The 10,951-nt window shown below is 67.9% G+C and carries 13 protein-coding genes; 5 read left to right on the top strand and 8 right to left on the bottom strand.

Going from position 1 to position 10,951, the window contains the following annotated elements:
* Both B3T77_RS04005 and B3T77_RS04000 read left to right on the top strand, forming a co-directional pair.
* Nucleotides 1–279 (top strand): hypothetical protein (locus B3T77_RS04005; protein WP_292077457.1); only part of this gene is annotated, 279 nt, incomplete at its 5' end.
* A complete protein-coding gene (locus B3T77_RS04000; protein ID WP_165115596.1) occupies nucleotides 276–1,391 on the top strand; it encodes a DUF2336 domain-containing protein in 1,116 nt (371 codons plus the stop codon). The genes B3T77_RS04005 and B3T77_RS04000, both read left to right, overlap by 4 nt.
* Nucleotides 1,392–1,644: 253 nt before the next feature.
* Here B3T77_RS04000 and B3T77_RS03995 read toward each other — a convergent pair whose 3' ends face one another.
* From B3T77_RS03995 to B3T77_RS03965, 7 genes are all read right to left on the bottom strand, one after another.
* Nucleotides 1,645–2,079, bottom strand: coding sequence for a MucR family transcriptional regulator (locus tag B3T77_RS03995; protein ID WP_055753018.1), 435 nt, complete (start codon nucleotides 2,077–2,079; stop codon nucleotides 1,645–1,647).
* 150 nt (nucleotides 2,080–2,229) lie between these two features.
* Entirely contained in the window at nucleotides 2,230–3,447 is a 1,218-nt protein-coding gene (locus B3T77_RS03990; RefSeq protein WP_292077452.1) for a DUF2336 domain-containing protein, read from the bottom strand.
* A 43-nt stretch (nucleotides 3,448–3,490) separates the two neighbouring features.
* Nucleotides 3,491–3,748: a zinc ribbon domain-containing protein gene (locus B3T77_RS03985; RefSeq protein ID WP_292077450.1), complete on the bottom strand. Its 258-nt coding sequence runs from the start codon at nucleotides 3,746–3,748 to the stop codon at nucleotides 3,491–3,493.
* 2 nt (nucleotides 3,749–3,750) lie between these two features.
* Nucleotides 3,751–4,398 carry an OmpA family protein gene (locus B3T77_RS03980; protein ID WP_165115590.1) on the bottom strand — a complete coding sequence of 216 codons (648 nt, stop codon included), beginning with the start codon at nucleotides 4,396–4,398 and terminating at the stop codon, nucleotides 3,751–3,753.
* Entirely contained in the window at nucleotides 4,395–4,973 is a 579-nt protein-coding gene (locus B3T77_RS03975) for a hypothetical protein (RefSeq protein WP_292077446.1), read from the bottom strand. The genes B3T77_RS03980 and B3T77_RS03975 overlap by 4 nt, the downstream gene beginning before the upstream one ends.
* 102 nt (nucleotides 4,974–5,075) lie before the next feature.
* Nucleotides 5,076–6,056 carry a cysteine synthase A gene (gene cysK / locus B3T77_RS03970; protein ID WP_292077445.1) on the bottom strand — a complete coding sequence of 327 codons (981 nt, stop codon included), beginning with the start codon at nucleotides 6,054–6,056 and terminating at the stop codon, nucleotides 5,076–5,078.
* A gap of 105 nt (nucleotides 6,057–6,161) precedes the next feature.
* Nucleotides 6,162–6,923 (bottom strand): LytTR family DNA-binding domain-containing protein, encoded by a 762-nt coding sequence (locus B3T77_RS03965; protein WP_292077442.1) that lies wholly within the window; start codon nucleotides 6,921–6,923, stop codon nucleotides 6,162–6,164.
* Nucleotides 6,924–7,059: 136 nt separating this feature from the next.
* On the opposite strand from B3T77_RS03965, the gene B3T77_RS03960 reads away from it, so the two are divergent.
* Both B3T77_RS03960 and B3T77_RS03955 read left to right on the top strand, forming a co-directional pair.
* A complete protein-coding gene (locus B3T77_RS03960; RefSeq protein WP_292077439.1) occupies nucleotides 7,060–8,049 on the top strand; it encodes an alpha/beta hydrolase family protein in 990 nt (329 codons plus the stop codon).
* Nucleotides 8,050–8,202: 153 nt separating this feature from the next.
* Nucleotides 8,203–9,492 carry a sensor histidine kinase gene (locus tag B3T77_RS03955; protein WP_292077437.1) on the top strand — a complete coding sequence of 430 codons (1,290 nt, stop codon included), beginning with the start codon at nucleotides 8,203–8,205 and terminating at the stop codon, nucleotides 9,490–9,492.
* On the opposite strand, the gene B3T77_RS03950 is transcribed toward B3T77_RS03955, so the two are convergent.
* A complete protein-coding gene (locus B3T77_RS03950; RefSeq protein ID WP_292077436.1) occupies nucleotides 9,489–9,971 on the bottom strand; it encodes an Lrp/AsnC family transcriptional regulator in 483 nt (160 codons plus the stop codon). The two genes, B3T77_RS03955 and B3T77_RS03950, sit on opposite strands and share 4 nt — an antisense overlap.
* An 84-nt stretch (nucleotides 9,972–10,055) precedes the next feature.
* Between B3T77_RS03950 and B3T77_RS03945 the strand changes: the two genes are divergently transcribed.
* Nucleotides 10,056–10,951 (top strand): EamA family transporter (locus B3T77_RS03945; RefSeq protein ID WP_292077435.1); only part of this gene is annotated, 896 nt, incomplete at its 3' end.

Below are 10,951 nucleotides of genomic sequence, written 5' to 3'. Positions count from 1 at the left end.
CTGGACGCCGCCGCCGTCGCCGCCAGCGGTCAGGCCGCCCAGACGCCCGTCGCCGGCGACAACAGCGCCCGCTACTATTCGGTCCACCGCCAGGCCGGCCGTCACCCCGACGCCATTCCTGCGCCGCAGCAGACCTACCTCGACGCCATGCCTGTCCAGATGGCCCAGACGCCGCAATCCAGCGACCTGGCCCAGCCGGACGGTCCGCCTGCCCTGATCCGCAACGCCAACGGCGCCCTGCGCGCCGTGCCACAGACTGAAGCCGACAACCTGCCATGAGCGATCGCGCCGTGATCGAACCTGCCGAGATCAAGGGCTCGCGCCTGCCCGAACTCATCGCCCTGGCCAGCGAGGAGTCCAGCGAGAAGCGTCGTCTGCTGCTGCGTGAACTGACGGCCCACTTCTTTGGTGCGCCCTCGCCCAACGCAAACGAAACCGCGCTCTACGGCACGGTGTTGGCCAAGTTGTCGGCCGAGATGGAGGTCGCGGTCCGCGCCGAACTGGCCGCCCGTTTCGCACAGGCCCCCAACGCCCCCCACAGCCTGATCCGCCGTTTCGCCGACGACGAGATCGAGGTCGCCGAACAGGTTCTGCGCGCCTCCACCGTCCTGACCGACGAGGATTTGATCCAGGTCGTGCGCAAGCGCAGCCAGGGCCACCTGCGCGCCGTCTCGGGCCGCGCGACGGTGTCCGAGGCGGTTTCCGACGTCATCGTCGAGCACGGCGACGACGACACCTTGAACACCCTGCTGCGCAACGACGGCGCCCAGCTGTCGCGGGCCGCCTCCGAAACCGCCATCGAGCGCGCCAAGGCCAACCCAGCCCTGCATGCCGCCACCGTCGAGCGCCAGAGCCTGCCCGCCGACCTGTTGAACGAGATGTATTTCGTCGTCGAGGCCCGGCTGCGTCACCAGATCCTGGAACAGAACGCGCGCATGGATCCGGCCCTGCTGGAGGCGGCGCTCGCGGCCGGCCGCACCCGGGTGGCCACCGACGACGGCGCCCTGCCCGCCGACTATGCCGAGAACCTGGCATATATCGACGAGCTTCAGGCCGCCGGCCAGCTGACGCCCCAGACCCTGATCCGCTTCCTGCGCTCCAACGGCCGCACGCCCTTCCTGATCGCCCTGTCCAAGCTGGCCGACATCGACTTCCACACTGCGCGCGGTATCGTCGAGCGCAAGGACCTGGACGCGCTGTCGGTGGTCTGCAAGGCGGCCGACATGGACCGCGCCGTCTATCTGACCTACGCCGTCGCCGTCCTGGGCGCCGAGGACAATCCGATGGGCAAGGCCGCCGCCTACGGCCGCATGTACGGCGAACTGACCCGCGACGCGGCCCTGCGCACCCTGCGCTTCTGGCGCATGCGCCGGACAGCCCAGGCGGCCTAACGCCTCGTTGACCTCTCCCTCCCCCCGCGGGGGGAGGGTTGCTGAGGCGCAGCCGAAGCCGGGTGGGGACCGCAACGCGACGTCCAACCATCCTTCCTGTTTCAAGAAGGGGCGTCCCTGCCGGGCCGGCCCCACCCGGTCGCTACGCGACCACCCTTCCCCGCAGGGGGGAGGGAGAAGATCGTGTGTCCCCCAAGCAAAAACGCCCGCCTCCGGTCGGAAGCGGGCGTCTTATGACCGAAAACGGTTCGGTTTATTTCTTCGCGCGGGTTCCGGCGGCGCGGGCGGGCTTGCGGCCGCCTTGGCCCAGGCCCATCGACTTGGCCAGTTCCGAACGCGCCTTGGCGTAGTTCGGGGCGACCATCGGATAGTCTTTCGGCAGACCCCATTTGGCGCGGTATTCTTCGGGGCTCATGTCGTATTTGGTGCGCAGGTGACGCTTCAACGACTTGAACTTGCGACCGTCTTCCAGGCAGATCAGGAAATCGGGCGCGATCGACTTGCGGATCGGCACCGCCGGTTCCTTGGGTTCAGGTTCGGCCTCGACCGGACCGTTCGACACACCCGACAGGGCGGCGTGAATATTGGCGATAAGCGCAGGCAGGGCCTCTGCCGAGACCGAGTTATTGCCGACATAGGCCGACACGATGTCTGCGGTCATCTCCAGCAGTTCGGGCTTATCTTCCATTATCGGCTTCGCTTTCCTGATTTATTGAGTTCGGCTGATTCTCCAACCGAACGACCCCAATAGCGTCATAGGGTTGTTTCGCCGTAAAAGCAAACACGCGTATAAGCGGTGCGATATGCACGTCTATGCATTCGACTTTAGTGATCAGACCTATCGGCCGAAGTCTTCGGCCAGCACCATCATCGCCGCCCGCTCCGGCGCCGAATATTCATCGACGGCGTCATCCTCGCCGTCGCGAATGGCGCGCAACAGCGTGGGCGTCAGGGCTGACGACAAAGACCAGTTCCAGTAACGCAGCACCGTCTGGGCGCGATCGACGGCCAGCATTTCATAGGTGATCTGCACACGCTCCCAGTCGGGATGGATCTTGCCGTCCGCCGTCGTCTCGGGCCGCCGCATCGAGCGCCACAGATTCGTCAGATCGACGCGCGACATCCCGGTCGCCTTGCACAGGATCGCCAGCGGCTCGCCGCCGGGATCGCCCAGAAGCTTGGCCCCCGTCAGCGGCTTGATCCCCGCCAGGAAGGCGATCTCGGACGCCGTCTCGCGCGTCAGGCCTTCGCTGGCGGAGACCATGACGGCGTGTTCCAGATTGTCGAACGGGCTCTTTTCGATGGCGGCGCGATTGCGCTGGCGGCGCTCGATAAACTGAAGCGCCTTGCGCGCGACAGGATCGGACCAGCTTTCGTCATTGGCGATGGCGAAGACGTCCTCGGACGCCTCCTGCATGACTTCGCGTGACACGGCGAACCGTTGCAGGATGGTGCGGCGATCCTCGGGCGCGCACCACCAGAACATGACATAAGCGCCCGACGGCCTCAGCTCGGGCCGCTTCAGCAAGGGGCTGCACAGGCTCGGCGACTGGCGGCTCAGGCCAACCACCGTCTCGATGCCCAGCTGAGACAGGCGCGCGGTCGTGTTGCGCAGCACCGCCTCGATCACCTCCATCTCGCCGAAGGAGAACAGGGTCTCGGTCACGATCTCCGACAGGCCCCGGCGCACGGCCAGCAGCATCCGGTGTTCGAAACTGGCGTCGCGCGCACAGCCGACGATGTCCGCATCGCTCAGCGAAGCGCATTGTTCGATCAGCAGGCCGGCGATGTCCGGATCGTCGCGCAACAGGATGCGCGCCACGCTGTTGGGCAGTTCGGCCAGCGGCGCCAGACGCGCGGCCACGCGCTTGCGCTCATCGTGCGAGGCCAGCCGCAGCATCTCGACCAGCAGGTCGCCCGTCACCGCTCGCTCGAAGGCGTTGATCCGGCTGGCGGGCAGGGACACGACGTCGGCCAGACGCTTCAGCAGCGCCCGGCGCGCACGCAGCGGCGGCGGCGTCGCCTCTTCCCCGATCATGGCTGCCAGATCGCCCATCCCCCCACCTTAGAAGCGAGCGGTTAACCGGGCGTGAGCCGGATCAGCTCTTGTTGACCACCACCACGATGGCCAGGATCACGAAGGCGATGACCGCCAGCACCCGCGCGATCCACGGCGCGGCGACGAAGACGCCCAGGACGGTGATCCCGCTCTTGACCGCCTCGGGCTGCGTCAAGGCCTCCTTGAACGTGCCCGACGGCCGCGCCGCGTCGCCCGCGATCGGATGGCCGCAGTTGGGACAGGCGACCGCCGCCTCAGACACCTGACGCCCGCAGGCGGGGCAAGGGATCAAGGCCATGCTCAGCCTCCCGCGCGTGGCGTGATGCGGATCTCGACGCGGCGGTTCTTCTGACGCCCGTCGGGATCGTCGGAGCCGTCCGGCTTGACGTTGGGGGCCACGGGCCTCCGCTCGCCAAAGCCCTCGGCGCCCAGGGTGCGCCCGGCCTCGCGTTGCAACCGCGCCGCCACCGCCCGCGCGCGGCGCAGCGACAGCCCTTCGTTATAGGCGTCGTCGCCCTTGGCGTCGGTATGGCCGCCGATGCTGACCTGGGCCTGCGGATAGCTTTTCAGCAGTTCCGCCGCCCGCGTCAGGGCCGGCTCGGCGTCCGCCCGGATCGTCGCCTTGTCGAAGTCGAACAGAACATCGGCCGGCAGGTCGATCACGATCACCCCGTCGGTGCGCCGCGCGTTCAGTTCGCTGAGCAGGCTGCGGGTGGTCTCGACCCGTTCGGGCGCGACCTCGGACGAGACGAACACGCTTTCCAGCGCGCTGTCCGGCCCCGACTTGGCGAAGGTGGACCGGGGCGCGGCCATGTCCTTTTCGAAGGTTGAGCGCAGGCCGATGGCGCTGCCGCTCATCAGCCGCACCGTTAGGGCCGAGGCGACGCAGGGCGTCAATCCTGCGGCCAACAGCGCCGCCGCCATGGCGGGCGCGTGTCGTCCCGTCATCCGGCCGCTCCGCTCGTCGGGTTCTGGGCGGCCTGGGCGGTCAGCGGAATGGTCATGCGCAGGAACGGACCGATGATGCTGTCCGACGTCGAGCCTTCGTTGAACACGACCGAGATCTGGTTCATCCCGGCCGGCACCGCGCCCATGAACACCAGGCGGCCGTTCATGGTGTCGCCCTTGACGATATTCATGTTCGGATTGCCCTCGGGCGGCTTCAAACGCAGCTTCTGGCCGTTGGGCAATTCGATATAGGTGGCGTTGGTCGCCATCTGCACATCGTTCGTCATGTCGCTGGCGAACGAGATGCTGACGTCCAGGATGGTCGCGTCCTCGGCCAGATCGACGTTCTTGACCCGAACCGTGGCGCCCACCTCTGTCACGCCCTGCACATCCACCGGCACATTGCGGATCTGGCGCGGCTGGGCGGTGACGGGGGTGTTGGCGGCGGCTGCGGACTGTTGCTCGGGCGACATCGACGGATCGACCGCCGCCTTGTCGTCATTGTTGGAACAGGCGGCGAGCGCCAGGGCCGAGACGCCGGCGACGGCGATCAGGCGAAGGGCGGCGACAGGCATGAAACGCTCCGGCGTTGTTAATCCGCCGCGCGCCGTCCCTCATCCCAAGCGGAGCCGCACGCGCGTCCGATATCGAACACGCGAACGGCCTAAAAGCTCCGCTTAAAGACCTTCGAAAAGCGCGGTCGAAAGATAGCGTTCTGCGAAGGACGGGATGATCACCACGATGGTCTTGCCCTCATTCTCCTCGCGCGCGGCGATGCGGAAGGCGGCGGTCAGGGCCGCGCCCGAGCTGATGCCGACCGGGATGCCCTCGACCCGCGCGGCCTTTCTGGCCATGTCGAAACTGTCGTCGTTGGAGACCTGCTCGACCCCGTCCACCACCGACGGATCATAGATGGCGGGCACGAAGCCGGCGCCGATGCCCTGGATCTTGTGCGGGCCGGGCGCGCCGCCCGACAGCACCGGAGAGGCCTCGGGCTCGACGGCGATGAACTGCACCGACGCCTTCTTGGCCTTCAGCGCCTGGCCGACGCCCGAGATGGTGCCGCCGGTGCCGACGCCGGCGACGACGATGTCCACCGCCCCGGCCGTGTCGTTCCAGATTTCCTCGGCCGTCGTGACGCGGTGAATGGTGGGGTTGGCCAGGTTCTCGAACTGCGACGGGCTGATGGAGTTCGGCGTGGTCTCCAGCAGTTCCTGCGCCCGCGCGATCGCGCCCTTCATCCCCTTTTCGGCCGGCGTCAGCTCCAGCCGCGCGCCCAGCAGCGCCAGCATCTTGCGCCGCTCGATCGACATGCTTTCAGGCATGCACAGCGTCAGCTTCAGCCCCTTGGCCGCCGCCACGAAGGCCAGGGCGATGCCGGTGTTGCCGCTGGTCGGCTCGATCAGCACCGTGTCCTGATCGATCTTGCCCGCCTCCTGCAGCGCCTCGACCATGGCCACGCCGATCCGGTCCTTGACCGAGGCGATCGGGTTGAAGAACTCCAGCTTGGCCAGAACCGTCGCCTTCGTATCGTACTCCGCCGACAGACGCGGCAGACGCACGATGGGGGTGTCGCCGATGGTGTCGACGATCGAGTCATAGACCTTGCCCCGACCCTTCTTCAGGTGGCGGGACGCGTCATAGCTGAAGTCGGTCATGAAAAAGGTCTCCTCGAATGCTGGCGCACAACAGATAAGGCCTCGCCGCCCCACGCAAGGGGTGACGCGCGATCATTTCTGCGAACGACCGTCAGAACCCTTGACCTAAAGCCAGCCGGCGGCCCGCAGATTGGCCACCCGCGCGCGCGACACCGGCGCCGTCAGACCACCGGTCAGGGCCAGGCGCAGGTTACGGCCGTCCTCGACGACCCCGACGATGGCCGCGCGCGCCACCCACCACGAGCGATGGGTCTGAAGCCCCTCGATGCCCTTCAACGCCGAGACGGCCTGCGACAGCGACATCAGGACAAGCTGCGAGCCCCGCGTCGTGTGCACGCGCACATAATGGTCCTCCATCTGCAGGCAGATCAGGTCGCGACCCAACCCCGTGGGCAGGGTGCGCGCAAAGCCCGGATCGCCTTCATCCGCTCGCGTCGCCGTAGCGGACGTCCGCATCCGTAACAGGGCGTAGAGCGCGACATAGACGGCCCCGATCAGCAGTGCCTGCCCGTACCATTCGACCCAGCCGACACGCTGGCGAATGCTGGGCCACAGGACCACGGCGATGATCCGGCTGATCAAGGCGGTCGGCCCGCTGGCGACGACGATCAGCATGGGCAGCCAGAACCGCATGGACACGCGTCTGCGGCGCATCCTGGGCCAGGCCCAGCGGATCGCAGCGCCGAACACCGCGCCGCTGATCACCAGAACCGCCGTCCAATAGCCGATCCGCACGGCCAGCCCGTCGTTGAAGAAGCTGCCGAAGGGACCGACAGCGCCCAACACCACCCCCGTCACGGCGCAGGCCGCCAGATCGACGGCCCAGGCGCGCGGCGTATTCAGTCTGTCAGCGGCGTTCTGCGTCATCGTCCCTCCCCTCGTCAGCCCACTATCGTCGAACCCTTCGCCCGTCCACGCACCCGTTCGCCCATTGGCGAAATGCGGCTGGCGCTCGCTCCGTCTTGCCCCGAACAGAGGGTCGTCTCGACCAACGGAAACCGACATGCCCCATCGCTCGCCGCCCCAAAACCTGACCGCCGGCCTCAGCCTGGCCCTGATCCTTCTGGCCGGCGCCGCATCGCCCGTGCAGGCGACCGCGCCACAAGCCCAAGGCCCGGCGCGCGCCCAGATTGATCCGCAGGCGCCCGACCAGGTGTTCACCTTTCCCGGCGGACCGGACGGTGCGGTCGAGGCCGGGGTTTGGCTGCCGAGCCGCCGCGCCGATGGCCGGCCCGCGCCCCTGATCGTCATCTCGCACGGCAACGGCGGCGGCTTGCGCAGCCATGCCGACACCGCCAGAGCCCTGGCCGACGCCGGCTTCGTGGTCGCCGCCCTGACCCATCCCGGCGACAACTATCGCGACATGAGCCGCTCTACCCAACTGACCAATCGCGCGCCCCAGCTCAGCCGCCTGATCGACTACATGACCGGCGACTGGTCCGCGCGGCCGGGCGGCGTCGCCATCGATCCGAACCGCATCGGCGCCTTTGGCTTCTCGGCGGGCGGCTTCACGGTCACCTCGGCCATTGGCGGGGTCTCGGACGCGGCGGCCATCGGCGACCATTGCCAGGCCCATCCCGGTTTCTTCGCCTGCCGCCTGCTGGACGCGATGGGGATCGACCTGTCGACCTGGCGTCCGCGTGCGAAGGACGACCGGATCAAGGCCGCCGTCATCGCCGCCCCGGCCCTGGGCTTTTCCTTCACGTCCGACAGCCTCGCCGCCGTGCGCATTCCGGTTCAGCTGTGGCAGGCGGGCGCCGACGACATTCTGCCCGCGCCCTACAACGTCGAGCCGATCCGCGACCGGCTGGGCGCCGCGCCGGAGTATCACCGCATCGAAGGCGCAGGTCATTACGATTTCCTGCCGCCCTGCTCTCCGGCCCTGGCGGTTGAGGCGCCGCAGATCTGCACGCCGACGCCAGGTTGCAACCGCGCCGATTTTCACAGGGACCTCAATCGCGAGATCGTCCGCTTCTTCCAGCGAACGCTGTAGCGCCGCGGGGACCGGCCTAGGCGAAACCGATACGGATGACCATGGCTCTTGCGCCCCCACGCAAGGGGTGACGCGCGATGATTTCTGCGCAAACCTTTCAGAGCGGCTATGTCAGCCTATATGTCGCCGTCGCGCGAACCGAGATTTCCGCCCTTGCCCCACACCCGCCCGCCCTCCGACCCCGGCCTGACCCCGGAGATCGCCGAACTGGTCGCCGAGGTGTGGGCCGACGCGGCGGCACAGACCCAGATCCAGATGGACGATCCCGTCGCGCCCAAGGTCGAGGATGCGCCGACACCCGAGACCCGTTCCATCGCCGACGAGTTGCGCTATCGCCTGAAGCAGCAATCGCTGCTGGCGCGTTTCGGCGAGGTGGCCCTGCGCGAACGCGATCGTCAGGCCCTGCTCGACGCCGCCTGCGTGGTCTGCGCCGACGGCCTGGAGACGCCTCTGTCCAAGGTGCTGATCCACAATGAAAGCCGTGACCGGCTGGTCTTGGTCGCCGGCGTGGGCTGGAGCGGCGAGGTCGAGGGTCACGCCTCGCTGGGCGTCGAGCTGGATTCGCCGGCCGGCTACGCCTTCCAGACCGGCAAGCCGCTGATCTCCAACCATCTGGAGAACGAACAGCGCTTCCATACGCCCAAGCTTCTGGCCGACCACGGCGTGCGGCGCGCCATCAACGTCCTGATCCGGCCCGAGTTGGATGGCGAACCCTGGGGCGTGCTGGAGGTCGACAGTCCAGACGAGGGCCAGTTCGACGCCCGCGACGCCCTGTTCCTGGACGCCTTCGCCGCCGTCGTCGGCGCCGCCATCGCCCGCCAGCAGACCGAGCAGCGGCTTCTGGCCGCCATCGAACATCAGGCCCTGCTGACTCGAGAGGTCAGCCACCGGGTCAAGAACAGCCTGTCTCTGGTCTCCAGCCTGCTGTCGATGCAGGCGCGCGGCGCGGCCTCCGACGAGGTGCGCGCCGCTCTGGCCACGGCCGGATCGCGCATCCAGGCCATCAGCGAAGTCCATGATCAGCTGTGGCGCGGCGCCGACGTCCAGACCGTGATCCTGTCCGACTTCCTGTGCCAGCTGTGCGAGGCCATCGACGCCGGCAGCGACCGCCATGTCGTCACCTGCGAGGCGTCCGATGCGCCGCTGGGCGCCGACATCGCCATCCCGCTCGGTCTGATCGTCAACGAACTGGTCACCAACGCCATCAAGTACGCCTATGGCCCCGAGGGCGGCGCCGTTGCGGTCACAGGCCGCATCGCCGACGGACGCCTGACCGTCACCGTGGCGGACCAGGGCAAGGGCTTCGACCTGATCGCCGCCCGCAGCGACCGCAGCCTGGGCATGCGCGTGATCGACAGCCTGGTCCGCCAGATCGGCGGCACGATCGAGAACAAAACCCAGGGCGTCGGCGCGATCCTGGTGGTCGAGGCCCCGGCGACCTAGCGCTCCAGCACCGCCCGCGCTGGGTCGAAGCCGACGACCTCGCGGATCACGATCATGCTCTTGAAGCCGCGCACGCCCTTTTCGGGGACCAGTTCGCGGATGCCGAAGGCCTCGTAGTCCTGCATGGACCGCACGGCGACGGTCAGCAGATAGTCGGTTTCCCCCGTCACATCCCAGCAGCCCTGGACCTCGGGGCTGGACTTCATGGCGCGCTGGAAGGCGTCCATCACCTTGCGGTCCTGGGTGTTCATCTCGACCTGGACATGCAGGACGATGCGCGGTTCGACCCGGGCGGGATCAATGACGGCGACGTCGGCGGCGATGACGCCCTCGGCCCGCAGGCGACGCAGGCGGCGCAGGACGGCGGATTCCGATAGACCCACCGCCTCGGCCGTCACCCGCGCCGGCTCCAGATTGTTGCGCCGGACCCGCATCAGCAGCTTATGGTCGAAATCGTCGAGCGTGACGAAATTCGTCATTACAGGGTCTCCATTGACGATTTCCGTCGCATTCAAGCGGAAAATCGCCGGGAAGCGCAAGCGGCGTTACGCTAGCTTTACGCCATGACGTCGCTGGCCCTGAAAACCCATCTGAACTCGCCGCTGGCGGCGCGCCTGATCCCCTATCTGGCGCTGTTTGCGGGCATGGTGACGCTGGCGTGCGGCACCTCCTTCGCCAAGACGCTGTTTCCGGTGATCGGGGCGGAGGGGACCTCGGCCTATCGCGTCGGGATTTCGGCCGTTCTGCTGGTCGCCGTGTTCCGGCCCTGGCGGTTCCGCCTGACACGCGCGGACCTGGGCGCCATTGCGCTTTACGGCGTCGTGCTGGGGGCGATGAACCTCAGCTTTTACATGGCCCTGCGCACCATTCCGCTGGGTCTGGCCATCGCCATCGAGTTCATGGGCCCCCTGACCCTGGCCCTGATCCATTCGAGGAAGCCCATCCATTTCGCCTGCATCGGTCTGGCGGTCGTCGGCCTGGGCCTGCTGTTGCCGCTGAAGGCCGGGGCCGGCGCGCTGGATCCCGTCGGCATGGCGCTGGCGGCCTTCGCCGGCCTGTGCTGGGCGCTGTACATCGTCTTCGGCAAGCGGCTGTCGCACCTGCACGCCGGTCAGTCGGTGGCGCTGGGCATGAGCGTCGCCGCCCTGGTCGTCGTCCCGTTCGGGGTGGCCCATGCGGGCGCCGCCCTGCTGAACCCCGCCATCATCCTGGCGGGCGTGGCGGTGGCGATCTTCTCCAGCGCCCTGCCCTATTCGCTGGAAATGGTCGCCCTGCGCAGCATCCCCAAACGCACCTTCGGCGTGGTGCTCAGCGCCGAGCCGGCCGTCGGCGCCCTGGCCGGGCTTGTGATCCTGCACGAGCATCTGACCGGCCAGCAATGGCTCGCCATCGCCGCCATCGTCGCCGCCTCGGTCGGCGCAATCGCGACGACGCGGGAGGCGAAGATCGAGCTGGGGCC

Origin of the sequence: Brevundimonas sp. UBA7838 (assembly GCF_002500885.1) — a bacterium.
In the GTDB taxonomy this organism is placed as follows: Bacteria; Pseudomonadota; Alphaproteobacteria; order Caulobacterales; family Caulobacteraceae; genus Brevundimonas; species Brevundimonas vesicularis_C.
Note: the sequence above shows the minus strand (reverse complement) of the source record. Positions and strands in the feature narration are given on the sequence as shown.